Below are 24,974 nucleotides of genomic sequence, written 5' to 3'. Positions count from 1 at the left end.
TCAATCACGCCGGGCGCGGCATCACATGCCGAGCGAAGCCTTGTAGAGCTTGATCTGGTCCTCGCGGCCGATCTGGTCGGTGATCTTCTCCCAAGCCGCGGCAATCGCGTCGGCCGTCTCCTGGGCCGAGGCGTACTGGCCGTTGATGCCCTTCACCAGCTCATCCTCGGCGATCGAATAGTACTGGAAGATGCCGGGGATGCGAGGCTCGATGGCGCCGTTCGGGTGGTTGTAGCTGTCGAGGTTGGAGCCGAGGTAATCTTCGACGAAGTCACGGTCGTAGCCGGCCGCCACCCACTCGTCATACTGGAACTGCGAGTTGCGGTAGGGCTGGAAGCCCGACGGATAGGCGGCCATCCACAGCGAAATGTCCTTGCCGCCCAGATGCGCGGCGGCCGACCAGGCGGCCTTGCGCTTCTTCTCGTCGCCGGAGACGCGGCTCGTCACGTAAACGCCCCAGCCCAGATAGGCGAGGTTGGGCGCGAAGTTCTCCTTCTCTTCCCAGGCGGCGGTCTTGGAATTGTAGACCTTCTTGGCGCCGGGGTTGATCGAGAAGCCGACGACATCGCCGACCACCGAGGTATCGGAGGTGCGGGCGTTGGAGCCCACGTCGCCCCACCAGCAGAGCGCCGCACCAGTGCCGCCGAGGAACTGGCTGAACGCGGTGGTGTTGGGATCGGCGTTGAGCTGATCGGGCGGATAGGCATTGGCCTTGACCAGGTCGAGCACATCCTGGATCGCCTGCACCCAGCCGGGATTGTTGACGCGCGGCTTCATGGTGTCGGGATCGAACAGCCAGGCCGGATCGTCCGGATGCTTGGCATAGGCCGCGGCGCGATCGCCGAGGAAGTAGAAGCCGAAGCCGCCCCACTGGTATTTCAGCGGATCGAGGAAGCCATAGGCCTGGGCCCCGGTGAGCGGATCGTTCTTGCCGGCGAGCGCGGCCGGCAACGTGGCGATCTCCTCCCAATGGGTGGGGACCGGCTGGCCGCTGATCGAGCCCTCGCCGAAATAATCCTTGCGATAGGCGAAGGTGTGCGTGTCGCCGTCGAGGTTGACGCGGTAGGTCTTGCCGTTCCAGGTGCCGACCGGCGGCTGCAGGTAACCCACCAGATCCTTGGAATCGATCTGGGTGGCGACCCACTCGGGCATCTCGTCGAGCAGGCCCTTGCCGGCGGTGTCGCCCTCGAAAGGCGCGCCCATCTCGGTGATGTCGAAATCCACCGTGCCGGTGGCGATCGACTGCTGCAGGCGGGCATTGTAGTCGGCCTGCGCCAGGTCGATCCAGTTGATCTTGGCGCCGGTATAGGCCTCCCACGGCTTCAGGAAGCCGCGGAACAGGAAGTTGTGCAGGTTCTGGTTGTTGAGCCCCATGAAGGTCAGCTCGACGCCGGCGAATTCACCTTCGGCCACATTGGCCTTGGTGGCGCCGAGGCAGAGTTCGCCAACCTTCTGCCAATCGGCATCGGTGGGCGAGCCCTTGCCGACGCCGGGGATCTGCAGGATCTGGGCGCGCAGGTCGTCCTGCGCCAGGGCGCGACCGGCAAAGGTGCCGCTGAGCGCGGTGCCGGCGGCCAACGCGGCGGCGCCCTTCATGAAGCTGCGGCGGCTGGCCTGCATGGCCATAACCCGGTTGTAGAGTTCGAGTTTCACGTCTGTTCTCCCTCAAAGCGCCGCTTCCAGCGGCGTTGTCGCCTCCGCGCCGGCGCTCGATAGGAAGTGCACGTGCAGGTCGGGCCGCGCCACGGCGCAACCCAGTCCCTCAACCCCTGCCTACGTCCCTCCCCAGGGAGCGCTCCCTTATATGCGGGATGCTGAGGAATGGTATGGAGCTGACATGTTAGGAGTCAACATGTTGCCGAGGGCCGGTAGCCCGCCGAACGCACAAAGTGGGGGTTGCATTCATTGGTGAGTAGTGCCTGCTTTCATCAGTGAATGCACAGTTTCGGTTATGCGTCCGGCGGCAACACGCCCTTCTTGAGAATGAAGCAGCCGTAAAACCGGCGCTCGCCGGTCTGGATCACCGCGTAGGATTGTTTGGCTGCCGCGTAGAAGGCGAAGCGCTCGATCGAGCCCATCGGTGCCGGCCTGCCCTCGGCCCTGTCGATCGCCGCCTGCACCTCCTGCTGTACCGGCGGCACCTCGTCGGGCTGGCCCACGATCTCCATCCGCAGCGCCGGATGCGGCACGAAGCTGTCGAGCGGCATCAGCGACAGCACCGCCTCGACGGCGCGGCCGGCAGTGACGTTCTCGAGCTTCAGCAACTTGCCGTAGACGGTCTGCCGGGCAATCGAATCCGACGGGAAGTTCATGTCGGCGATGATGAGATCATCGCCATGCCCCATGGATTTGAGTGCGTGCAGCACATCGGCATTCAGGATGGGATCGAGCCCCTTGAGCATGGTGTCCTCCTCCAAGGATGAGGGTGATTAGCATGGCATTGCTCCGCCGTGGACTCGGGAAGTGGCGCTGATGCACCCCACGTGAATCGGAGATCTGCCATGCAACGGCGTGTGGATCGCGAAGTCATCGACAATGCCAGTCAGGTTGCGAGTGGGAGCCAAAGCTTTGTTCGTGCACGCTAAAAGTGATGGCAAGCAATGGCGCTTGATCATTCTATCGCACTAGCTATGTTGCACGGCGCAGTCGTCAGTGTGGACCGTCGACAACGCCCGGCCCTTCGGGGCAGGGATACAAGGCTAAGTGGTTATGCTACGCAGAGATTTCGGTCTTCGCGTGCGGTGGTTTGTTGCGAACTGGCGTACGATTGACGAGGACCGGCGGCAATGACGGCAGCTGGGGGGCGGCTGGCAGTGCTGATGGCGACCTTCAATGGCGCCCGGTTCATCGATGAGCAATTGCGCTCGATCGACCAGCAGACATGGCCGATCATCGACGTCTGGACGTCGGACGACGGTTCGACCGACGGGACGCTCGGCGCGCTGGAGCGTTGGGCGGTGTACTGGAGCAAGGGCGACTTTATGCGCCTGCCCGGCCCCGGCCGCGGCTTTGCGGCAAACTTCCGTTCATTGCTGACCAACGCGAAGATCGACGCCGACTACGTGGCGTTCTGCGACCAGGACGACGTCTGGCTCGCTGAGAAAACCCAGGCCGCCGTTGCCGCCCTGGAGATTTACGGCAGCCGGCCGGCGCTTTATTGCGCGCGCACCATCATCACGGATGCGGATGGAGAGGAACTGTCGCGCTCCCCGCTCTTCCGCCGACCGCCGGATTTTGCCAACGCGCTGGTGCAGAGCATCGGCGGGGGCAACACCATGGTGCTCAATCGGGCGGCGCACCAATTGCTCCGGGAGGCGGCGACGCGCACGGGGTTCGTCAGCCACGACTGGTTCGCCTATCTGATCGTCGCCGGTGGTGGCGGCCGCGTCATCTATGACGAGACGCCGCACGTGCGTTACCGCCAGCATGGCGAGAACCTTGTCGGGTCGAACCAGGGTTGGCGGGCACGGCTGGCACGGATGAAAGCGGCGTTTGGTGGGCGCTTCGTACGGTGGAACGACGACAATTTGGCGGCGCTCGATGCCTGCCGCGATTTGCTGACGCCCGCGGCAACTGAAACCCTCCATCGGTTCCGCCAGGCGCGCTCGGGGCGGCTGCCTGACCGGCTGGTGGACCTGTGGCGCTCCGGCGTGTATCGGCAGACTGCGCTGGGGCAGGTATCGCTCTATGCAGCGGGCCTGCTGGGCAAGCTCTGAGGCGGTAGTAGATCATGGGCGTTGCCGCTAAGGTCCGCAACGGGAAGGGGACTATAAGACCATGACTATCCTGGTGACCGGCGGCGCCGGTTTCATCGGCTCGAATTTTGTCCTCGACTGGCTGGCGGCCAATGACGAGCCCGTCGTGACGCTCGACGCGCTGACCTATGCTGGCAATCTCGCCAACCTTGCCTCGCTCAACGGCGACAGCCGGCACCATTTCGTGCGCGGCTCGATCGGCGATGCGGCGCTGGTCGGGCAGTTGCTGCGCGGCCAAGGGGTTCGCGCGGTGGTCAACTTCGCCGCCGAGAGCCATGTCGACCGCTCGATCTCGGGCCCTGCCCCGTTCTTCGAGACCAACGTCATGGGGACGCTGCACCTGCTCGAGGCGGTAAGGGCTTACGTCGCCGGCCTCGACGAGACGAAGCGGCAGGGCTTCCGGTTCCTGCACGTCTCGACCGATGAGGTCTATGGCACGCTGGAGCGCGATGAGGCCCCGTTCGCCGAGACCAATCCCTACAAGCCGAACAGCCCCTATGCCGCCTCCAAAGCATCCTCGGATCATCTGGTGCGAGCCTATCGCGAGACCTACGGGCTCGCGACCATCGTCACCAACTGTTCGAACAACTACGGGCCCTGGCAGTTTCCTGAGAAACTGATTCCGCTGATCATCCATAACGCCTTGAACCGCAAGGATTTGCCGATCTATGGCGACGGATTGCAGGTGCGCGATTGGCTCTATGTCGGCGACCATTGCTCGGCCCTGCGGCGGGTGCTCGAAGCCGGCGTCCCGGGCGAGACCTACAATATCGGCGGCGACAACCAGAAGACCAATATCGAAGTGGTGCGGGCGATCTGTGCGCTGCTCGATGCGAAGCGTCCGCGCGCCGATGGCGCCAGCTATGCGGCGCAGATCACCCATGTGACCGATCGGCCGGGACACGACCGGCGCTACGCCATCGACCCGAGGAAGCTCGCTGGAGAGCTCGGCTGGCGCCCGGCCGAGGCGTTCGAGACCGGGCTCGCCAGGACGGTCGACTGGTACCTTGCCAACGAGACGTGGGTCGCCGACGTCACCAGCGGTGCCTATCGTGACTGGGTGGCGAGGCAGTACGGATGAGACTGTTGATCCTCGGCCGCGATGGCCAGGTCGGCACGGCGCTGACCCAGGTGCTGGCGCCCCTCGGCGAGATCGTTGCATTCGGACGCGATGGCGCCGATCTATCGCAGCCCGGGAAGCTGCGGGCGCTCGTCGAGAGCGTAGAACCTCATATCATCGTCAATGCTGGCGCCTATACGGCCGTCGACAAGGCCGAGAACGAGGCTGACCTGGCTCGAGTGGTCAACGCTGACGCGCCGGCGGCACTGGCTGCCGCGGCGGTGGCATGCGGGGCGTGGCTGATCCACTATTCCACCGACTATGTTTTCGACGGACGCAAGCCGGCGCCCTATGTCGAGGACGACGAAACGCAACCGCTCAATGTCTACGGCGAGACCAAACGAGCCGGCGAGGTGTCGATTAGCGAGTCCGGCGCCAGGCATCTGATCTTCCGCACCAGCTGGGTGCATGCCCCCGGACGCAACAGTTTCGCCGCCAAGATCCTGAGCCTGGCGCAGAGCCGCGAAGAACTCAAGGTGATCGACGACCAGGTCGGCGCGCCGACCAGCGCCCGGCTGATCGCCGAGATCACGCGACGAGCGATCGAGCAGATCGATCGGGGTCGGCCACTGGACAACGGCACCTATCACCTCTCCGCCGCCGGCGAGACCAGCTGGCACGGCTATGCGCGCTACGTGGTCGATGCAGCACTCCAGCATGGCCTGCCACTGCGGACGAGCCTCGAGCGAATTGTCCCCGTACCCTCCGCCGAGTTCCCCTCACCGGCGCGGCGGCCTCACAATTCCCGCCTTTCCACTTACAAGCTGCGCCGCGCGCTCGGCATCGACCTGCCGGACTGGCCAGCCGACCTGCAAGGCACGTTGGACAGTCTGCTTCCGGAGCCCACCCGATGACCCGCCGCGGCATCATCCTCGCCGGCGGCGCCGGCACCCGCCTCCATCCGGCGACGCTCACCGTCTCCAAGCAGCTGCTGCCGGTCTACGACAAGCCGATGATCTATTATCCGCTGTCGACGCTGATGAGCGGCGGCATGCGCGAAGTGCTGGTGATCTCGACCCCCGAAGACCTGCCGCGCTTCCGCACCCTGCTCGGCGATGGCCGGCAGTGGGGGATGGAGCTGAGCTACGTGGTGCAGCCGAGCCCGGACGGGCTGGCGCAGGCCTTCATCCTTGGCGCCGACTTCGTCAATCAGGGGCCGTCAGCGTTGATCCTCGGCGACAACATCTTCTTCGGTCACGATCTCCCAAAGCTGCTGCAGAGCGCCGACGACCGGGAGCACGGCTCGACCGTGTTCGCCTACCATGTGAACGATCCCGAGCGTTATGGGGTGATCGAGTTCGATTCTGCCGGCGCGGCGATCTCGATCGAAGAAAAGCCGAAGGTGCCGAAATCCAACTACGCAGTGACCGGACTCTACTTCTATGACGAGCAAGTGGTCGACCTGGCGCGACGCCTGAAACCATCTCCGCGTGGAGAACTGGAGATCACCGATCTCAACCGGCTCTATCTCGAACGCGGCACCCTCAGCGTACAACGGATGGGCCGGGGCTTTGCCTGGCTCGATACCGGTACGCATGACTCTCTCCTGGAAGCCGGGCAGTTCATTGCGACGCTTGAGAAGCGGCAGGGGTTCAAGGTGGCCTGCCCCGAGGAAATCGCCTGGCGCAATGGCTGGATCGACGACGAAGCGCTGGCGCGACTCGCAGAACCACTAAAAAAGAGCGGCTACGGCATGTATCTGATGGCGCTGCTGCGCGAAGGGCGAGGCTGATGCAGGTCCAGAAACTGGACATTGACGGATTGATGGTGTTCGAGCCGCGCGTCTTCAGCGACGAGCGCGGCGCCTTTTTCGAGAGCTTCAACGAGGCGAAGTTCCGCGAAGCCACGGGGTTCACCGGCAGCTTCGTGCAGGACAACCACTCGATCAGCCACAAGGGGGTGCTGCGCGGGCTGCACTACCAACTGCCGCCACACGCCCAGGGCAAGCTGGTGCGCGTGGTTGCCGGGGCGGCATTCGATGTGGCCGTGGACATCCGCGAGGGCTCACCGACGTTCGGCAAGTGGGTCGGGATCGAGCTCAGCGCGGCGAACCGCAAGCAGTTCTGGATCCCGGCGGGGTTCGCCCATGGATTCCTTGCGCTCGAGGATGGGACCGAGTTTTTGTACAAGACCACAGATTTCTGGCACGCCGCGAGCGAGAGGAGCATCCGGTGGGATGACCCGGCAATTGGGGTGCAATGGCCGCTGGGGGGGGGTGCCCGTTGTTTCGGGGAAGGATGCGGGGGCACCTGGCATCAGTCAATCTAGGGTGGCGACGTGACGATCGGTCCACTGACAAGCCGCGGTACCGCTGTCTATCTTATCTGCAAAGACCCCTGCTGCATTGATATGAATCGCTGTGGCTTGGAGATCTATCGTGACCGCTGATTTCGACAAGCCCATGGTGCGATATACATTTCCCAAGCCTGGGACTAAACTACCGTTCACCGGAGAGCGGTTCGTCTCCGGACTGACTGGTCCGATACAGCACGAGCATCATCACAGGTATCTGTTCGCTGCGCCGCTCTGCGCTGGCAAGGTCGTCCTCGATATCGCATCCGGTGAAGGTTACGGCTGCTGGCTTCTGTCGCAGGTCGCAAGCTCGGTGGTTGGCGTGGATAACGATGCCGACGCCGTGCGATACGCGAGCGAGCAGTACACCTCCGAGCGTCTGCAGTTTCTGGTAGGAGACGCCACTGCGATACCGATGGCTTCGGCTAGCGTGGACGTGGTTACAAGCTTCGAAACCATAGAGCACTTCCAGGACCACGAGCGCTTCCTTCAGGAGGTTTCGCGGGTACTACGGCCAGGCGGACTGCTCGTAATCTCATCGCCCAATCGCGTCGTCTATAGTGAGCTGAGCGGGCACGTGAATGAGTTTCATGTTCGCGAGTTGGATCGGGAGGAATTTCGCGCCGGACTGCTGGCGCGGTTTGCAAACGTCGCAGTGTTCGAGCAACGATCCCTCTACGGTTCCGCCATTGTCGCTGAGCGGGGCGGATCGGCACGCGTGAGCGTCCTCAACAGCGCCGACGGCCTAGCCTACGACAGCTACACCGGTCTCCCAAACGTCCCGTATTTCGTCGCGGTTGCGTCGTCAGGGCCACTGCCAGCAATTGCTAACAGCCTGATGTCCGACGGTTCCTACATCGGCAGCCTGCATAACGAAATCGCGTCCCTTACGAGCGAGGTGAAGGCATCGCATTCTGTGGGCGATGAACTGCAGGCCCAGGCGGCCAAGAAGCAGGCGGAGATCGAGCATATCGGCGATCAATTGCGGCACGCCGAGAGCCAACTTCTCGCGCTGCGCACTGCCATCGAGCAATGGCGGCAAGCATCCGAGGCTCCCAAACGAAGCCCCCCGCCGCCGCAGAGCAGATGGGGCATCCTGGGGGCCAATCCGGTGGCACGAAGACTGCGTTCGATTTTGCGTCGCCTGCGCGTCGGTCGGGCGCGCGCTGCATTCGACGGCGCATACTACCTGTTACAAAACCCCGACGTGGCCGCAGCAGGCATCGATCCATTCGAGCACTATCTGCTAACTGGTTGGCACGAGGGGCGCGATCCGAGCGCAGTGTTTTCTACCAGGTACTATCTGGAGCAGCATCCAGACGTGCGAGCGAGTGGGATCAACCCGCTTGTGCATTACGTTGTTCGGGGACGCATCGAGGGGCGGCGCGCGCATCCGGACCGTGCTGAGCCGCCGTCTCAACGCAAGACCTTCAGCCCACCAGTACCTAAGTTCGTCCCGATAACCACCGCGGAGCCGCTAGCGACGAAGCCGGCACGGGTGATTGCGCTCTATCTTCCGCAATTTCATGCCATTCCCGAAAACAACCAGTGGTGGGGAGAAGGCTTTACTGAGTGGACCAATGTCCGGGCGGCGAAGCCGCATTTTAAAGGTCATTACCAACCGCACGTGCCCATCGACACAGGCTACTACGACCTTCTGGACCCCACTGTGCAGCACCGGCAGGTGGAACTGGCCAAACTCTACGGCATTGGCGGCTTCTGCTTTTACTTCTATTGGTTCGGTGGCAAGCGGCTCCTTGAGAAGCCGCTCGAGAACTGGTTGAACGACAAGTCGTTGGATCTGCCGTTCTGCGTCTGCTGGGCGAACGAGAACTGGACGCGCCGGTGGGACGGACTCGACGCCGAGGTGCTGATCGCACAGCGACATTCGCCTGAGGACGACATCGCCTTTATCGAGGAAGTGGCGCCCTTTCTCCGCGACGAGCGCTATATCCGCGTCGACGGCAAGCCGCTTCTGGTCGTCTATCGTCCCAGCCTGCTGCCCTCGTCCAAGGAAACCGCCGCGCGCTGGCGGCAGTGGTGCCGGGACAACGGCATTGGCGAAATCCACCTGGCCTACACCCAGTCATTCGAGCATGTGGATCCGCGGAACTATGGGTTCGACGCAGCGATAGAATTTCCACCAAACCGCTCGCGGCCGCCCGACCTGACGAACGCGGTGACTCCGCTCGACCGCGACTTCAGCATGAAAGTCTACGACTGGAGCGTCCTCAACGAACGCAGCGCGCGCTACGAGCAGCCCCGGTACACGTTGTATCGCAGCGTTTGCCCCAGTTGGGACAACACCGCGAGGCGCAAGAGCGCGGGCACAGTCTTCGTCAACAACTCGCCCGAACTCTATCGCGAGTGGCTGTCGCGCGCGATCGCCGACACCGCGTCGCGCTTCGAAGAGCCCGACCAGCGGTTGGTTTTCGTCAATGCCTGGAACGAATGGGCTGAAGGGGCGCATCTCGAACCGGACGCCAGCTACGGCTACGCCTGGTTGCAGGCTACGCGCGACGCCCTCGAGGGGCAGGCTGTCCGTCGCACCGATCGGCGCCGCATCGTCATCGTCTCGCACGACGCGCACCCGCACGGTGCCCAACTGCTGGCCCTGAATATGGCGCGCACCTTTGGCGAGATGGGTTTCGACACCGACATGATCGTCCTTGGCGACGGACCGCTGCTACCGCGGTTCGCCGAAATGGCGAAGGTCCATCGGATCGATCTGCGGGCAGAGTCCGGCAGGGCAGTCCTCGATCGACTTCGCGCATTGCATGCGGGGGCCGAGGTCGCGATCGCCAACACCACAGTGTCTGGGCTGCTTGTCCCTCTGCTCAAGCAGGCGGGCTTCAGAGTGGTCTCGCTGATTCACGAACTGCCCGGAGTGCTCCGCACTTACAAGCTCACCGAGCACGCCAGAGCCATCGCTGAGCACGCCGACAAGATCGTCTTTGCCGCCCAGGTTGTCCAAGACGGCTTCGAGGAGGTGGTGGGGCGCAGCCTCGAGCAAGCGGAGATCAGGCCCCAGGGTCTTTACAACCGCACGCACTTGGGAAACCAGGCTGCCCGCAGTGAATTGCGAAGCGCGGTCCGAACCAGGCTTGGACTGCCGACGGGGTCGCGCCTCGTCCTGGGCGTTGGCTATGGCGATCATCGGAAGGGACTGGATCTCTTCGTTGATATGAGCCTGAACTTGCTCGAGCGCAACCATGAGGCGGTCGCCGTGTGGGTTGGACACCTCGATGGGCGCTTCGGCGACGCTCAGAAGAGGCGGGTCCGTGCTGCTGGACTAACCGACCGGATCGTCTTCACCGGACTTGTGGATGAGCCGCAGGAGTTCTTCCAGGCTGCCGACGTCTATGCCCTGACTTCGCGCGAGGACCCCTTCCCTTCTGTGGTACTTGAGGCGATGGACGCCGGCCTTCCCGTGGTCGCATTCGAAGAGGCGGGCGGGTTCGTGGACCTGCTGCGGCGAGGCTGCGGCATCGCCATACCGGCCTTCGATACGACCGCCATGGCCTCGGGGATCGAGGACCTTCTCGAGCGTCCGGACGACGCCGCGCAGATGGGCAGGAACGGGCGTGAGATTATCGAACGCGAGTTCCACGTTCGCGACTACGCGTACGACCTCCTGAAGTTTGCCGGGCGCCCGCTGCCGCGGATCTCGGTGGTGGTACCCAACTACAACTATGCCCGGTACCTGCGGGATCGTCTCGCTTCGATCACCGGACAGAGCGTCTTGCCGTACGAGTTAATTGTGTTGGACGACGCTTCGAGCGATGAAAGCGTCGAAGTGATCCGGGACTTCCTCCGCGAGATCTCGATCCCTTCGACGCTGGTCGTCAACGATGACAACTCCGGCAATGTTTTCAAGCAATGGCAACGTGGCGTCGAACTCGCCCGTGGAGATTTTGTCTGGATTGCCGAGGCTGATGACCTCGCTGACGCGGACTTCCTCGCCGAACTGCTTCCGAAGTTCGCTGATCCCAACGTGGTGTTGGCGTTCTGCCAATCGCGCCAGATGGGCTCCAAGGGCGAAATCCTCAGCGACCATTACCTCGACTATGTGGCCGATATCGATAGCGGTCGCTGGACCAAGGCCTATACCGTAGCCGGCGACGAGGAGATTGCCACCGCTCTTCACGTGAAGAACACCATTCCGAACGTGAGTGCCGTCGTTTTTCGCCGGGAAGTCCTGCAGGCGGTGCTCTCCGAGTATGGCGAAGAGATCAGATCATTTCGCTTCGCCGGCGACTGGGTGGCGTACCTGCGCGTTTTGGAGCGGGGTTCGATCGCCTTCTCGCCTCGTTCGCTGAACTCACACCGCCGCCATGCCAGCAGCGTCACGGTGGGCAACTTCAATGCCCGCCAGTTGCAGGAAATCATCCAGGTGCAGCGCGAGGTAGTGCAACGACATGCCTTGGGCGAGGCCGCCATGCAACGAGCCGAGGCCTATGCGGAGCGGCTCTACCATCAGTTCGGCCTTTCAACGCCTGACAGTCCGACTCTTCGAGACCATCCCGAATTCATGCGCCTTGAATTAGACCAGCAGCAGTAGAATGAGAATTCTGTTCATTGGGGCACCAATCGCCCCCCCCGACGCGGAATTGAGCCTCGCCAACAGATTTGGGTACGTCGGCCACAATACTGGCAACCTGCTGATAGGTCAGTCACTCCATGATGTGCTGCAATCATCGGCGCATGGCTATGGGCTTGATGTGTCTCCGGCGAGGGTCAACGAAGAATACGACCTGATCGCGGTTGCGGCCGCCAACTTCATCTTTAAAGGATTTGACCTTTCTCACTACGCCGAATTTATCGAAGCGACCACACTTCCCGTCATTGTCGCGGGCCTCGGCGCCCAGGCTCCACAAGCCGGCGCGAAGTTTCTCGATATCCCGGAAGGCAGCAAGCGCTTCCTCAAGGTTATCTCGGAGCGAAGCAAACTGATCGGTGTTAGAGGGCACTTCTCAGCGGAAGTGATGGGAGACTTCGGCATCACAAACGTATGCGTCGTCGGTTGCCCAAGTTTCTATCGATCACACAAACGCGACCTCCACGTCAGGCGACCGCAAGACGCTGCACCAGCGAGGGTTTCGATCAACGGTTCGCGGGATACGGTTGAACATTCCCGCTCGCCCGCATTGGCAGCACGTGTCGAGAGCGACCTGATACGGCTTACCATAGAACGCGGACACAGCTACGTCCTGCAAAGTGAGCTCCCGGAGATGCAGATCCTCGCGGGAGATCAACTATCGAACGAACTTGTCGACACACTTCAGAGCGAGGTGAAGCGCCATGCGATACCGCTCGGAGTTCCACAGTACGCTGCCCACGTGCGGGAGCGCTACCACGCCTTCTTCAACCTTGATCAGTGGGACCAGTACATCAAGGATTTCGATTTGTCTGTTGGCTCGAGGTTCCACGGAAATCTGATTGCTCTGACGAATGGTGTTCCCGCGATGGTGCTTAACCACGATTCGAGAACAACTGAATTGTCGGAACTGATGAGCATTCCTCACGCGACGATCGAAGATGCTGTCGGACTGGATCCAATCGCGCTCGCAAACGCGGCCGACTTCGATCAGCTCGAGGCGCGATATCGCGTTCTATACGACAGGTTTGCCCATTTCTTGGAGACAAACGGGCTAGAACACCGTCTTTCCAATGCACAGCCCGTCGACGATATCCACGCACATCTGCCTCCGGCCGGGCGGATCAGACCGCGAGAAAGCCTGGCAACAAGGCCAATGCGTGTGCGGAAAAAGGATAGTTGTGTCGGGGACCAGAGCGGAATGTCGATAACAACAGCACCAAAGCTCGTCTATCACGCCTCGGGTCATTGCCCGATCTGCGAAACCGACGTTGAGTTCACCGCACAGCATGACTGGTATCGCGACCATCTTCTTTGCTCGCGATGCGGATCGATTCCACGCGAGCGGGCGCTGGCGCTCGTTCTCGGGCGGCGTTTCCCGAATTGGCGCAACCTCGCCATCCATGAGTCATCGCCTCATCCAAGGGGAGCCTCGCTGAAGCTGAAGCGGGAGTGTAAATCGTACGTCGCTTCCCACTACTTCCCTGGCAAACCCCTGGGAATGGTAGTGGATGGTTTCCGCAACGAAGATCTCGAAGTCCAGACCTTCCTGGATGAGAGCTTCGATTTGGTCGTGACGCTCGATGTGATGGAGCACGTGAACCAGCCGGGAGACGTGCTGCGGGAAGTTGAACGGACCCTGAAGCCGGGAGGCGCCTACATCTTCACCTCTCCGACCTACAAAGACCGCGTAACCAGTGAGCGGCGAGCGCTGTATAATACCGATGGATCGATCCTGCACCACGCGGCACCCGAGTATCATGGCAATCCGATCAACGATGCCGGGTCGTTAGTAACGTTCCACTACGGCTACGATTTCGCCGAGCGCGTCTTCGACTGGTCAGGTCTCGATGTCGAAGTCGTTCGCTTTCATGACCACAGTCACGGGCTGATCGGCGAGTTTACCGAGGTTTACGTTGCGACGAAACCTCGCGACACGCGTCGCGAGGTTTCGTCGGTCAAGGCGCCGCTCGCGATGGTGGAAACCCGTTGGCCAGAAGATATTCGATCGCTGTGTGAAACGGCGGCTATTTCTTTCGGGGTATCGCCGGAAGTCCACGCCGAGGATTTCATCTTCCGTTTCATTCATGACCATCCAGGGTTCCCGAGCAAAGCTTCGGCGGTTGACTATTATTTCAGCGACGGGGCCAGATCGGCTGCGAAGGTGCGGGCGTTTGTCGACCGTTTCCTCGGTGACGACGGGCAGCACAAGACAATCCTCGAGTTCGCTGCCGGATATGGCGCCGTAACCCGCCACGCGGTGGGGGCCCTGTTGCCCCATACGCTGCACAGCTCCGACATCCACCCTCAGGCGAATGCTTTCCTAGAGCGGCAGATGTCGGTCGATACCGTCCAGTCGGTAGATACACCCGAAGCTCTCGTGCTGCCGACCGAGTATGACGCCATTTTTGCGCTTTCCTTCTTCTCCCATATGCCTAGGTCAACCTGGGGGCGCTGGCTAAAGCGGCTATGCGGCGGGCTCCGCCAAGGCGGGGTGCTGCTCTTCACTACGCATGGGCAGACCAGCATGCAGTACTTTCCGCAAGCGGTACTCGATCGATCTGGCTTCTGGTTCGACAAGAGCAGCGAGCAGGGCGATCTTGAGACGGCCACCTACGGCCAGACCATCACCTCGCAGAGCTTCGTTGAAGCGCGGATCAAGGAACTTGAGGACGTGGTCGAGTACCTCGAGTTCGAGCCGGCTGGCTGGTGGGAGCACCAGGATACTTACGTCCTGCGGAAACTCTGACTTTCTGCCTTCGTGACGGGCGGGATCAGCCGGTGCCGACGCCGTATGTTGCACTCGTGGCCAAGGCAAGCTCTCGCTTCCGCACGGCCAAACGCATGCCGGGAACCTCAATGTACTTGTAAGTCATGAGGGACAGCGGCACCAGGATCGCCAGCGTGAGAGCCACCGAGAGCAGGAAGGCCGGCGCCTCTGGAAGGGCCTCATAGAACCAGTCGAAGGCATGCCTGCGCTTGAGCACGTCGATCACCAGCGGATGCAGCAGGTACAGACTAAAACTCGCTCTACCGAGAGTGGTTGTGATGCGGTTCACGAGTCCCTTGATCGGTGCGAGGGCAATCCCGACGACCCCGCCGGAAAAGGCAATGGCCCAGACGAACTTCGTTGCTGCGGGACCGCCATATGCGCCAGTAAGCACAGATCCCTCCGTCATCAGCCAGAGTGCAACTGCGGCTGACGCCAGCAGGAGCAATTGTCCGACCAGGCTCTGCCGAGCGAGGGGCACCCGAAGACGGATCGCCCGCCAGACGAAGTACCCAAGGATACCTGCTGCAAAGTAGAGCGCATATGCAAGGATGAAGAACTGGCCAAAACCCTGCAATGTCGATGGAGCACTCGCAAAGGCCTCGGCCCACAGTGCGGTGACGAAGATGGAGACGGCGAACAGCGCGGCCGCCCGCCTGAACGAGGTCGTCACAATCAACAGAACAGGCAGGAGCAGATAAAACAGCATCTCGACGCCGATCGACCACGATGCCCAGACGTAGCCGGTCACGTGCTGGGGGATCATGTTGAAGATGAAAAGCGCAGATGATGCGATCACGGTCAGGGCGGGGACGGCACCATATTCGAGGTACAGATAAGCCACGTAGACGATGATCATCGCGTAGAACAGCGGAGCTATCCTGAAGAAGCGCCTGCGAAGGTACTCCGAGATTTCTCCTGCGGTGGCGAGTCGTCCCTCATAGCCCACACAGAGGCCGAAGGCGCTGACGATGTAGAAGAGCGGCACCGCAAAGCCGAAATAGTTTCCCATAAAACTGAACTGTTCGGGGATCGCAAGGTCCGGCGACATCCAGATAAGATGAAACACCACAATGGCCATGGCTGCCAAAAAGCGGGTTGCCTCAAGACCGGGCAACTGGGGCCGCACTGTGCTTGCCGTCTTTGCCTCGAGGGCCACCGTGGTCATCTGTTTTCCTGGTTGTTCGAGCTGGCCCGCCCGCTAGGGCCACTGGCGCAGCGTAATCGCTTGTGCCGACGGAAACTCCACGGTCGAGATGGCTACGGATGACGCGCCCGCCTGAAGCGCGTAGGTCCAGAAATCGGCGCCGAACTCGGTCCTCACTGCGAAGTCCTGGCGCCCGGCAAAGCTGGGCGCGCCGTGAAAGCTGAGTGGCAGGTTGTCTCGGCTGCGAGAAAGGCGGCCGACGATGATCGGTATCGTGAAGATCACTGCACCGCGCCAAGCTGTCACTCTCATGCACTCTCGAAGAGCTTGGCGTGGATTCTCGACGTGCTCGAGAGTGTCCGAATGGATCACCAGATCAAATGCCCCGTCGGAGAACGGCATCGCGTGCATATCAATGTGTGGGTAGTCGTGGCGCTGATAGTTCGGCAAGTTTGCGAGGGCGTCCGATACACCTTGGCAGCCATTCAGATCCAGCACTCTGATGCTCTGCGCACCCCACTGACGCAGCGGTGCAGTCACGCCCATGAACGCGCTGACGGCTGAGGCCAATGCGCATCCTCTAAGGTTGGTGCCACAGCCGGCGCACTTGGTTCCCTGTTGGCGATCGATGTAGGCGACCTCGACCGCGTCGAGTTCCCACTCGGCGATGAGTTCGGACCACAACACCTCCGTGGCGGTAAACACGGATCCTCCACATACGGCGCACGTCGGCAATATCCCGACCTCCATAGCTGCATCCCGCTCCGTCGGGGTCCCGTCGCCAGCAGCGACCGTCATCTGCTTCACCCGAACGACTTCACCCTGCCCTTTTCAAGCTCCAGCCGCTTGTTGCAGGTCTTTTTGAGCAGCTCCTCGCTGTGGCTGGCGAGAACGATGATGCCGGCCTTTTCAGCGAGATCATCCATGCGCTGCTTGGCCTTCACCTGGAAGGCGGCGTCCCCGGCGCCGATCCACTCGTCCATCAGCAAGATTTCTGGGTCGAGCGTAGTAGCTATGGCGAACGCGAGGCGAGCGGCCATGCCCTGGCTGTAACTGCGGAACGGCATGTCGATGAACTCGCCGAGTTCGGAGAACTCGATGATTTCTTCGGTGCGGGCGGCGATCTGGTCCTCGGTCCAGCCGTTGATCAGGCCGCGCAGCAGAATGTTTCGGCGGCCAGTCGCTTCTTGTCGGAAGCCGATGCTGATGTTGAACAGGGCATCGACCCTGCCCCTGATTTCAAGATTACCGGCGGTCGGCTCGTAGATGCCGTAGAGCACTTTGAGGAGCGTCGTCTTGCCAGCGCCGTTCGCCCCGACCAGGCCAAGACGATCGCCTGCTTCCAGCTCGAAACTGACTCCATCCAGGGCAGTCACGAAGCGGTGGCGGCCCGTGCCGCTAATGGTACCGCCCGTCTGCTGCGGCAAGCGCTTGTCGCGCGGACGCAGCGTGAGCTTTTCGCGCACGTGATAGGCAAGCCGCAGGTCGTTTGCTTTGATCGAAATCATCAGAGGACCAGCGCAACCTGCCGCCGCAGCGTGCCCAGGAGGAAAATGGCAAGCACCCAGAATGCAAGGCCGACGATAACGCACGCGCTCAGCGCTAGCACCGGCACCGTGCCGTCAACGATCGGCTGGCGTACAACATCGAGCAGATAGGTGAATGGGTTCCAGTCATATAGCGCGCGACGCAAACCATCCTCGCCGCCATGAACCCAGAACACCGGCGTCGCGAACATGGCAACGCGCATCAGGTTGGAAACGATGAACTGGCTGTCGGGGAAGAAGACGCCGAGGAACGCAAACACCACGATCATCGCAGGCGAAATGACGAGCACGGCAAGCACGCCAACCAGTGACCACAGCCAAGCAGAAGTGGGCGTCGCTCCCATCAGCAAGAGGAGGCCAGCACAACCGAGGACAGCATAACCGGCGCGGATGATGTTCTGCAGGGACAGGCGCATGACATAGACCGTCAGCGGCAGGGTGGTGCCGCTGATAAAGCTCTCCTCGCGCTGGAAGAGGTTCACCGCCTGAGTGACATTGTCGCTGATGTAGGTCCACACCAGCAGGCCCACAGCCACATAGACAGCGTAGTGCGGATCTACTGCGCCGGGGTTGAAAACGAAAATAAACGTGCCGGCGAAAGCGAGATAGTTCACCAGCAACCACAGTGGCCCCAGTGTCGTGCGGCGGTGCTGGTCGAAGATGTCTTCGGTGGCCAGCGCGATCCAGACGCGGCGCTGCTCGTAGCCGCCGACGATGTCGGTGAGCGCGTTGCGGAGAATCTTGCGCATAAGGGCCCCAGGCCGGTGAAACGAGTGCTCGCCTAGCACAGGGCGCAGCCAAGGCCAATTGCAGCGATGCCACGCCTGGGGATTGCCAAGACCCTCAAGCCGGCTGCAGCTCCGGCTTCACCTCTTCCAGCTCGATCAGCGTGCCGTCGAAATCCTTGGGATGCAGGAACACCACCGGCAGGCCGTGGGCGCCGAGCCTGGGCTTGCCGTCGCCGAGGATGCGGGCGCCGGCGTCGACCAGGGTGCGGATGGATGAGGCGAGGTCGGGGACTTCGTAGCAGACGTGGTGCATGCCGCCGGCGGGATTGGCATCGAGGAATTTCCGCACCGGCGAGTTCTCGCCCAAGGGCGTCATCAGCTCGATCTTGGTGTTCTCGAGCTGGACGAAGACCACGGTGACGCCGTGTTCGGGCAGGTCGTGCGGAGAGTGCACCTCGGCGCCGAGCAGGTCGCGATATCTCGCGGCGGCCGCAGCGAGATCGGGCACGACGATGGCGACGTGGTTGAGGCGGCCGATCATCGGGAGAGCCGATGCGCTGGCGAAGGCCCCCTCACCCGCCGCTCTGCGGCGACCTCTCCCCCAAGGGAGAGGTGAAGAGAGACGGCGACAGGTAATTGTGCGTTCATCGGTTACTCAGCCTTCCCTCGATCTGGTTCAGCACGGAGAACGCCGCTTCGAGCACGTTGGTGCCGGGGCCGAAGATCTCGGCGACGCCGGCCTCGCGCAGGAAATCGTAATCCTGCTCGGGGATGACGCCGCCGACGATGACGGTGACGTCGCCGAGCCCCCTGCCCCTGAGTTCGCCGATCAGTTCGGGCACCAGCGTCTTGTGACCGGCGGCGAGGGAGGAGACGCCGACAGCGTCGACCTTGAGGTCGGCGACGTGGTCGGCGACTTCCGGGGCGGTCTCGAACAGATCGCCCATGTGGACGGTGAAGCCGAGATCGGCGAATGCCGTGGCGATGACCTTGGCGCCGCGGTCGTGTCCGTCCTGCCCCATTTTGGCGATGAACAGCGCCGGCGGGCGCTTTTCCTTTTTGTCGAAGGCGGCAATGCGCTCGGTGAGCCGGGCATATTGCGGGTCGGCGGCGTAGCTCTCCGCATAGACGCCTGAGATGACCCGGGTGACGGCGGCGTGCCGGTTGAACACCTGCTCCAGCGCCGCGGAAATCTCGCCCAGGGTGGCGCGGGCGCGCGCCGCGGCGATGCTGGCGGCGAGGAGGTTGCCGTCGGTTTGCGCCTGCTGCTGCAGCGACGCGAGGGCAGCGGCCACGGCGTCGGGGTCGCGCGTGCGGCGGATTTCGGCAAGACGGGCGACCTGTTCGTCGCGCACCTTGTTGTTGTCGATCTCGCGGATGGCGATCGGCGGCTCGTTGTCGAGCCGGTACCGGTTGACGCCGACGATGACATCCTCGCCGCGGTCGACACGGGCCTGGCGCAGCGCGGCGGCCTTCTCGATCGCGAGCTTCGGGGTGCCGGCCTGCACCGCGGCAGTCATGCCGCCTTCGGCCTCCACTTCTGCAATCAAGGCGCCGGCGCGCTGCACCAGGTCGGCGGTGAGGCTCTCGACGTAGTAGGAGCCGCCGAGCGGGTCGACCACGTCGGTGACGCGGCTTTCGTGCTGCAGGATCAGCTGGGTATTGCGGGCGATGCGGGCGGAAAATTCCGTCGGCAGAGCAATGGCTTCGTCGAACGAGTTGGTGTGGAGGCTTTGGGTGCCGCCGAGCACCGCGGCCAGCGCTTCGATGGTGGTGCGGACGATGTTGTTGTGCGGATCCTGCTCGGTCAGTGACACGCCGGAGGTCTGGCAATGGGTGCGCAGCACCAGCGACTTCGCGTCCCTGGCGCCGAGCTCGGTCATGAACCTATGCCAGAGCGTGCGCGCCGCGCGGAGCTTGGCCACCTCGAGAAAGAAGTTCATGCCGATGCCGAAAAAGAAGCTCAGCCGCGGCGCGAAGGCATCGATGTCGAGACCGCGCGCCTGCGCCGAGCGGACATATTCGATGCCATCGGCGATGGTGTAGGCGAGCTCCTGCACCGCGGTCGCCCCGGCTTCGTGCATGTGATAGCCGGAGATCGAGATCGAGTTGAACTTGGGCATGTGCTCGGCGGTGTAGGCGATGATGTCGCCGACGATCCGCATGCTCGGCTCGGGCGGATAGATATAGGTGTTGCGGACCATGAACTCCTTTAGGATGTCATTCTGGATGGTCCCGTCGAGCTGCGCCTCTCTCACCCCCTGCTCTTCCGCGGCGACGATGAACATGGCGAGCACCGGCAGCACCGCGCCATTCATGGTCATCGACACGCTCATCTGATCGAGCGGGATGCCGTCGAACAGGATCTTCATATCCTCGACGCTGTCGATGGCGACGCCGGCCTTGCCGACATCGCCGGTGACGCGCGGATGGTCGCTGTCATAGCCGCGGTGGGTGGCGAGATCGAAGGCGACGCTGAGGCCCTTCTGCCCGGCGGCAAGGTTCTTGCGGTAGAAGTCGTTGGACTCGCGCGCCGTGGAGAAGCCGGCATATTGCCGGATGGTCCAGGGGCGGTTGGCGTACATGGTGGCGCGAACGCCGCGGGTGAACGGCGCGGCGCCGGGAAGGCCGGGGTCGGCCGCGACGTCCTCGGGGAAGTAGGCCGGCTTGATCGGCAGGTCGCCATAGTCGCGGTTCAGCGACTCCACCGGCGTGTCGCGAAGATCTTTTTGGGCGAGTCTGACCCAGTCGGCGAAGGTGGGCGTGCTTGCCATCAGCAGACGGCCCCCTCCCGGCCTTCCCCCCAAGGGGGGAGGTGAAGAGTGGCGTTTGTGACTCGATCGAGCCTGACGCACCGGCAGGGCACCTCCCCCTTCATGGGGGAGGATGGGAGGGGGTCGTCTCCATCCGTCAGCGAAGTCATACCGCCTCGAACTCCAGAATCACCTCGTCCACCGCCAGCACACTGCCGGCTTTGACGCACACCTTACTTATGCGCGCGCGCTTTTCCGCCTTCAGCACGTTCTCCATCTTCATCGCCTCCACGATGGCGAGGGTCTGGCCATCCTCGACGATATCGCCTTCGGCGACGTCGATGCGGACGATCTGCCCGGGCATCGGGCAGAGCAGGAACTTCGACAGGTCCGGCGGCAGTTTCACCGGCATCAGCGGCATCAGGTCGGCGACATGCGGCAGCAGCACCCGGGCGACGAGATCGGCGCCGCGCCAGCGCAGGCGGAAGCCGCCGGTGACGCGGTCGAGCTTCACATGATGGAGCCGCCCATCGACGCGGGCGATGCAGAGGCTGTTGCCCGGCTTCCAGCCGCTCTCGACCAGGAGCTTCCGGCCGTCCGGCGCAGTGAGCCAATACTCGATGCCGTCGGCGCGGACCGAGAAATCCCAGCGCTCCGACCCAATGATCACGGCGCGGGGCTCGGGGGTCGTCGGGTAGAGCCGCTTGTCGAGGGCGAAAGCGGAACAGCAGGCGAGCGCCGCCAGATGCGTAAGTGATTCCGCATCCGGCGCCACCCCGCTGAAACCATTGGGGAATTCCTCGGCGATGTAACCGGTGGTCAAGCGGCCGGAGCGGAAGCGCTCCTGCCCCATCACCGCCGAGAGGAACGGGATGTTGTTGCCGACGCCCTCGAGCTCGAACTCGTCGAGCGCCACTTCCATGGCATCGATCGCCGCCGTGCGGGTCGGCGCCCAGGTGCAGAGCTTGGCGATCATCGGATCATAGAAGGTGGAAATCTCGCCGCCTTCGGCAACGCCGGTATCGTTGCGCACCACCAGCTCGGGCGAGGCCGCCTCGGCGGGCGGGTGGTAGCGGGTGAGCCGGCCGGTCGAAGGCAGGAAGTTGCGGAACGGATCCTCGGCGTAGATGCGGCTTTCTATGGCCCAGCCGTTCAGCGGCACCTCGGCCTGGGTCAGCGGCAGTTTTTCACCCGCCGCAGCACGGAACATCAGCTCGACCAGGTCGAGGCCGGTGATCAGCTCGGTGACCGGATGCTCCACCTGCAGCCGGGTGTTCATCTCGAGGAAGTAGAAGTTGCGATCCTTGTCGACGATGAACTCGACGGTGCCGGCCGAGGTGTAGCCCACCGCCTTGGCGAGGGCGACAGACTGCTCGCCCATCGCCCTGCGGGTTGCAGCATCGAGGAACGGCGACGGCGCTTCCTCGATGACTTTCTGGTTGCGGCGCTGAATCGAGCATTCGCGCTCGTTGAGCCAGAGCACATTGCCGTGCTGGTCACCGATCAGCTGGATCTCGATATGGCGCGGCTCGGTAACGAACTTTTCGATGAAGATGCGATCGTCGCCGAAGCTGGAGGCGGCTTCCGACTTCGAGCGCTCGAAACCTTCACGGGCCTCCGCGTCGGTCTGGGCGATGCGCATGCCCTTGCCGCCACCGCCGGCCGAGGCCTTGATCATCACCGGGTAGCCGATGGAGCGCGAGATGGTGACGGCTTCCTCGGCATCGGCGATCAGCCCCATATGCCCGGGCACGGTAGAGACGCCGGCCGCAGCGGCAAGCTTCTTACTGGTGATCTTGTCGCCCATTGCTTCGATGGCTTTGACCGGCGGGCCGACGAAAATGATGTTCTCCGCCTCGAGCGCGGCCGCGAAGTCCGGGTTCTCCGACAGAAATCCATAGCCGGGGTGCACGGCCTCGGCGCCGGTGGCCTTGCAGGCGGCGACGATCCTGTCGATCGAGAGGTAGGACTCGCGGGCGGCGGAACCGCCGATATGCACGGCCTCGTCAGCGAGCTTCACGTGCACGGCGTCACGGTCGGCGTCGGAATAGACGGCGATGGTGCGGATGCCCATACGCCTGGCGGTGCGGATGACGCGACAGGCGATCTCGCCGCGATTGGCGATGAGGAGGGAGGTGAACATTCAGGGGGTGGTCCTGTCGGATGCCGCTGGCTTGGGGCTCGATCTGTCAGTCGACTCCCTCCCCCGTTGCGGGGAGGGATCAAGGGTGGGGGGAGCGGTCACGCTGGATGCTTCGGCAAGCGCCGCCGCGATGGTCAAATAGACGCCCTCAGCGTTTTCCATGACCTCGTTGTTCCAGAACCTCAGCACGCGGAAACCGCGCCCGGCGAAATAGTCGTCGCGGGTTGCATCGTTGGATTGGGCAAGGTCGGTCGTGTGCGTTTCCCCATAGACCTCGATCACCATCGCCGGATGGCGGCAGGCGAAATCGGCGTAGTAGGCGCCAATCTTGGCCTGGCGGCGGAAGTTGTAGCCCTGGCGACGCAGCGGGAAGAGGATTCCCCACATGCGGCGCTCAGGCTCCGGCGGACTCCGGCGGAGCTTTCTGGCGAGTTCCGTGCTCATCGGTGCTCAGCCTGGGGTTTCGAGCGGGCTGCTCCCCCCACCCTTGATCCCTCCCCGCAACGGGGGAGGGAGACGCGCGGGCGCCGCCGGTGGTTGGCGGTGAGGCCCCTCACAGCGGAATGTTCCCGTGCTTCTTCGGCGGCACCGACTGCTTCTTGTGCCGCAGCGTCTCGAACGCCCGTGCGACACGCCGCCTCGTGCCGTGCGGCATGATCACGTCGTCGATGAAGCCGCGCTCGGCGGCGACGAAGGGGTTGGCGAAGCGGGCTTCGTAATCCGCCGTGCGTTTGGCGATCTTGTCCTTGTCGCCGAGTTCGGAGCGGTAGAGGATTTCGGTCGCGCCCTTGGCACCCATGACGGCGATTTCGGCGGTGGGCCAGGCGTAGTTCACGTCGGCGCGGATGTGCTTGGACGCCATCACGTCATACGCGCCGCCATAGGCCTTGCGGGTGATCACGGTGACCTTGGGGACCGTGGCTTCAGCATAGGCGAACAGCAGCTTGGCGCCGTGCTTGATGATGCCGCCATATTCCTGGGCGACGCCGGGGAGGAAACCGGGGACGTCGACCAGGGTCAGGATGGGAATCGAGAAGGCGTCGCAGAAGCGGATGAAGCGCGCGGCTTTCTTCGACGAGTTGATGTCGAGGCAACCGGCCAGCACCAGTGGTTGGTTGGCGACGACCCCGACGGTGCTCCCGTTGAGCCGGACGAAGCCGACGAGGATATTGCCGGCATGGTCCTTCTGGATCTCGAGGAAATCGCCCTCGTCGGCGATCTTCAGGATCACCTCGCGCATGTCGTAGGGCTTGTTGGCGCTGTCGGGGATCAGCGTATCGAGGCTCGGCTCGGCCCGATCGATCGAATCGTTGACGGCGACGACCGGCGGCTTGTCGGCGGCGCTCAGCGGCAGGAAATCGAACAGGCGGCGGACCTCGAGCAGGGTCTCGATGTCGTTGTCGAAGGCAGCATCGGCGACCGAGCTGACCTTGGTGTGGGTGGAGGCGCCGCCGAGCTCCTCGTGGGTGACGATCTCGGAGGTGACGGTCTTCACCACATCGGGGCCGGTCACATACATGTAGGAAGTGTCCTTCACCATGTAGATGAAGTCGGTCATGGCGGGCGAATAGACCGCGCCGCCGGCGGTGGGGCCCATCACCACCGAGATCTGCGGGATGGCACCGGAAGCCTGGACGTTACGCCAGAACACCTCGGCGTAGCCGCCCAGCGCTGCGACGCCTTCCTGGATGCGGGCGCCGCCGGAATCGTTGAGGCCGATCACCGGCGCGCCGTTCTGCACCGCCAGATCCATGATCTTGCAGATCTTCTGGGCATGGGTCTCGCTGAGCGAGCCGCCGAACACGGTGAAATCCTGGCTGAACACATAGGTGAGGCGACCGTTGATGGTGCCCCAGCCGGTGACCACGCCATCGCCGGGGATGATGTTCTGCTCCATGCCGAAATCCACCGCCCGGTGGGTGACGAACATGTCGTATTCCTCGAACGAACCCGGATCGAGTAGCACGTCGAGACGCTCGCGCGCGGTGAGCTTGCCCTTGCCGTGCTGGGCATCGATGCGCTTCTGGCCGCCGCCGAGACGCGCCTCGCTGCGCCGCTGGTCGAGTGCGGCGATGATCTTCTGCATGCAGTCCCCTGCCCTTAGCCTATGGGCAACATACAT

General features: G+C 63.0%; 18 protein-coding genes. 7 read left to right on the top strand and 11 right to left on the bottom strand.

The genetic code is table 11. From position 1 onward, the window contains the following. Window positions 1-21: 21 nt before the first annotated feature. Together APS40_RS18610 and APS40_RS18605 are read right to left on the bottom strand one after the other, a co-directional pair. On the bottom strand, window positions 22-1,626 hold the full coding sequence (locus APS40_RS18610) for an extracellular solute-binding protein (RefSeq protein WP_442855874.1): 1,605 nt from the start codon (window positions 1,624-1,626) through the stop codon (window positions 22-24). A gap of 323 nt (window positions 1,627-1,949) precedes the next feature. Next, entirely contained in the window at window positions 1,950-2,402 is a 453-nt protein-coding gene (locus APS40_RS18605) for an RbsD/FucU family protein (protein WP_055048476.1), read from the bottom strand. Window positions 2,403-2,819: 417 nt separating this feature from the next. Between APS40_RS18605 and APS40_RS18600 the strand changes: the two genes are divergently transcribed. The 7 genes from APS40_RS18600 to APS40_RS24600 all read left to right on the top strand — a co-directional run bounded on the left by APS40_RS18600 (window position 2,820) and on the right by APS40_RS24600 (window position 14,513). Continuing rightward, window positions 2,820-3,716, top strand: a complete 897-nt coding sequence (locus tag APS40_RS18600; protein WP_236884131.1) for a glycosyltransferase family 2 protein — start codon at window positions 2,820-2,822, stop codon at window positions 3,714-3,716. A gap of 61 nt (window positions 3,717-3,777) precedes the next feature. Further along, window positions 3,778-4,836 carry a dTDP-glucose 4,6-dehydratase gene (rfbB, locus tag APS40_RS18595; protein ID WP_055048474.1) on the top strand — a complete coding sequence of 353 codons (1,059 nt, stop codon included), beginning with the start codon at window positions 3,778-3,780 and terminating at the stop codon, window positions 4,834-4,836. Continuing rightward, complete coding sequence (gene rfbD, locus APS40_RS18590; RefSeq protein ID WP_055048473.1) at window positions 4,833-5,729, top strand: dTDP-4-dehydrorhamnose reductase; 897 nt, start codon at window positions 4,833-4,835, stop codon at window positions 5,727-5,729. The genes rfbB and rfbD overlap by 4 nt, the downstream gene beginning before the upstream one ends. Next, window positions 5,726-6,607 carry a glucose-1-phosphate thymidylyltransferase RfbA gene (gene rfbA / locus APS40_RS18585; protein ID WP_055048472.1) on the top strand — a complete coding sequence of 294 codons (882 nt, stop codon included), beginning with the start codon at window positions 5,726-5,728 and terminating at the stop codon, window positions 6,605-6,607. Before rfbD ends, rfbA begins: the two co-directional genes overlap by 4 nt. Continuing rightward, window positions 6,607-7,143 (top strand): dTDP-4-dehydrorhamnose 3,5-epimerase, encoded by a 537-nt coding sequence (gene rfbC, locus APS40_RS18580; protein ID WP_055048471.1) that lies wholly within the window; start codon window positions 6,607-6,609, stop codon window positions 7,141-7,143. The genes rfbA and rfbC overlap by 1 nt, the downstream gene beginning before the upstream one ends. Window positions 7,144-7,252: 109 nt before the next feature. Beyond that, window positions 7,253-11,728: a glycoside hydrolase family 99-like domain-containing protein gene (locus tag APS40_RS18575; protein ID WP_055048470.1), complete on the top strand. Its 4,476-nt coding sequence runs from the start codon at window positions 7,253-7,255 to the stop codon at window positions 11,726-11,728. Between the two features lies 1 nt (window position 11,729). Then, a complete protein-coding gene (locus APS40_RS24600) occupies window positions 11,730-14,513 on the top strand; it encodes a polysaccharide pyruvyl transferase family protein (protein WP_082434520.1) in 2,784 nt (927 codons plus the stop codon). Between the two features lie 25 nt (window positions 14,514-14,538). Here APS40_RS24600 and APS40_RS18565 read toward each other — a convergent pair whose 3' ends face one another. The 9 genes from APS40_RS18565 to APS40_RS18525 all read right to left on the bottom strand — a co-directional run bounded on the left by APS40_RS18565 (window position 14,539) and on the right by APS40_RS18525 (window position 24,938). After that, window positions 14,539-15,702, bottom strand: a complete 1,164-nt coding sequence (locus APS40_RS18565; protein WP_055048469.1) for an acyltransferase family protein — start codon at window positions 15,700-15,702, stop codon at window positions 14,539-14,541. A gap of 33 nt (window positions 15,703-15,735) precedes the next feature. Next, complete coding sequence (locus tag APS40_RS18560) at window positions 15,736-16,386, bottom strand: class I SAM-dependent methyltransferase (RefSeq protein ID WP_197279361.1); 651 nt, start codon at window positions 16,384-16,386, stop codon at window positions 15,736-15,738. Between the two features lie 98 nt (window positions 16,387-16,484). After that, window positions 16,485-17,189, bottom strand: a complete 705-nt coding sequence (locus APS40_RS18555; protein ID WP_055048467.1) for an ABC transporter ATP-binding protein — start codon at window positions 17,187-17,189, stop codon at window positions 16,485-16,487. Next, window positions 17,189-17,977, bottom strand: a complete 789-nt coding sequence (locus tag APS40_RS18550; protein WP_055048466.1) for an ABC transporter permease — start codon at window positions 17,975-17,977, stop codon at window positions 17,189-17,191. Before APS40_RS18550 ends, APS40_RS18555 begins: the two co-directional genes overlap by 1 nt. Before the next feature lie 94 nt (window positions 17,978-18,071). Beyond that, window positions 18,072-18,497 carry a methylmalonyl-CoA epimerase gene (mce, locus tag APS40_RS18545; protein WP_055048465.1) on the bottom strand — a complete coding sequence of 142 codons (426 nt, stop codon included), beginning with the start codon at window positions 18,495-18,497 and terminating at the stop codon, window positions 18,072-18,074. A 103-nt stretch (window positions 18,498-18,600) separates the two neighbouring features. Next, complete coding sequence (gene scpA, locus APS40_RS18540) at window positions 18,601-20,730, bottom strand: methylmalonyl-CoA mutase (RefSeq protein WP_055048464.1); 2,130 nt, start codon at window positions 20,728-20,730, stop codon at window positions 18,601-18,603. Window positions 20,731-20,875: 145 nt separating this feature from the next. After that, the gene (locus APS40_RS18535) at window positions 20,876-22,852 is read right to left on the bottom strand and encodes an acetyl-CoA carboxylase biotin carboxylase subunit (RefSeq protein WP_055048463.1); all 1,977 of its coding nucleotides are present in this window, start codon (window positions 22,850-22,852) and stop codon (window positions 20,876-20,878) included. Beyond that, a complete protein-coding gene (locus APS40_RS18530) occupies window positions 22,853-23,296 on the bottom strand; it encodes an endonuclease domain-containing protein (RefSeq protein WP_082434519.1) in 444 nt (147 codons plus the stop codon). It abuts the gene before it with no gap. 109 nt (window positions 23,297-23,405) lie between these two features. Continuing rightward, window positions 23,406-24,938, bottom strand: coding sequence for an acyl-CoA carboxylase subunit beta (locus APS40_RS18525; protein ID WP_055048461.1), 1,533 nt, complete (start codon window positions 24,936-24,938; stop codon window positions 23,406-23,408). Between the last annotated feature and the right edge of the window lie 36 nt (window positions 24,939-24,974).

The sequence above is a fragment of the Devosia sp. A16 genome (assembly GCF_001402915.1).
Classification (GTDB): Bacteria; Pseudomonadota; Alphaproteobacteria; order Rhizobiales; family Devosiaceae; genus Devosia_A.
Note: the sequence above shows the minus strand (reverse complement) of the source record. Positions and strands in the feature narration are given on the sequence as shown.

What these genes read in the sequence shown, in the direction of transcription:
- APS40_RS18610 (WP_442855874.1), bottom strand. Translation starts at nt 1,626, where the DNA reads ATGGCCATGCAGGCCAGCCGCCGCAGCTTCATGAAGGGCGCCGCCGCG.
- APS40_RS18605 (WP_055048476.1), bottom strand. Translation starts at nt 2,402, where the DNA reads ATGCTCAAGGGGCTCGATCCCATCCTGAATGCCGATGTGCTGCACGCA.
- APS40_RS18600 (WP_236884131.1), top strand. Translation starts at nt 2,820, where the DNA reads ATGGCGACCTTCAATGGCGCCCGGTTCATCGATGAGCAATTGCGCTCG.
- rfbB (WP_055048474.1), top strand. Translation starts at nt 3,778, where the DNA reads ATGACTATCCTGGTGACCGGCGGCGCCGGTTTCATCGGCTCGAATTTT.
- rfbD (WP_055048473.1), top strand. Translation starts at nt 4,833, where the DNA reads ATGAGACTGTTGATCCTCGGCCGCGATGGCCAGGTCGGCACGGCGCTG.
- rfbA (WP_055048472.1), top strand. Translation starts at nt 5,726, where the DNA reads ATGACCCGCCGCGGCATCATCCTCGCCGGCGGCGCCGGCACCCGCCTC.
- rfbC (WP_055048471.1), top strand. Translation starts at nt 6,607, where the DNA reads ATGCAGGTCCAGAAACTGGACATTGACGGATTGATGGTGTTCGAGCCG.
- APS40_RS24600 (WP_082434520.1), top strand. Translation starts at nt 11,730, where the DNA reads ATGAGAATTCTGTTCATTGGGGCACCAATCGCCCCCCCCGACGCGGAA.
- APS40_RS18565 (WP_055048469.1), bottom strand. Translation starts at nt 15,702, where the DNA reads ATGACCACGGTGGCCCTCGAGGCAAAGACGGCAAGCACAGTGCGGCCC.
- APS40_RS18555 (WP_055048467.1), bottom strand. Translation starts at nt 17,189, where the DNA reads ATGATTTCGATCAAAGCAAACGACCTGCGGCTTGCCTATCACGTGCGC.
- APS40_RS18550 (WP_055048466.1), bottom strand. Translation starts at nt 17,977, where the DNA reads ATGCGCAAGATTCTCCGCAACGCGCTCACCGACATCGTCGGCGGCTAC.
- mce (WP_055048465.1), bottom strand. Translation starts at nt 18,497, where the DNA reads ATGATCGGCCGCCTCAACCACGTCGCCATCGTCGTGCCCGATCTCGCT.
- scpA (WP_055048464.1), bottom strand. Translation starts at nt 20,730, where the DNA reads ATGGCAAGCACGCCCACCTTCGCCGACTGGGTCAGACTCGCCCAAAAA.
- APS40_RS18535 (WP_055048463.1), bottom strand. Translation starts at nt 22,852, where the DNA reads ATGTTCACCTCCCTCCTCATCGCCAATCGCGGCGAGATCGCCTGTCGC.
- APS40_RS18530 (WP_082434519.1), bottom strand. Translation starts at nt 23,296, where the DNA reads ATGAGCACGGAACTCGCCAGAAAGCTCCGCCGGAGTCCGCCGGAGCCT.
- APS40_RS18525 (WP_055048461.1), bottom strand. Translation starts at nt 24,938, where the DNA reads ATGCAGAAGATCATCGCCGCACTCGACCAGCGGCGCAGCGAGGCGCGT.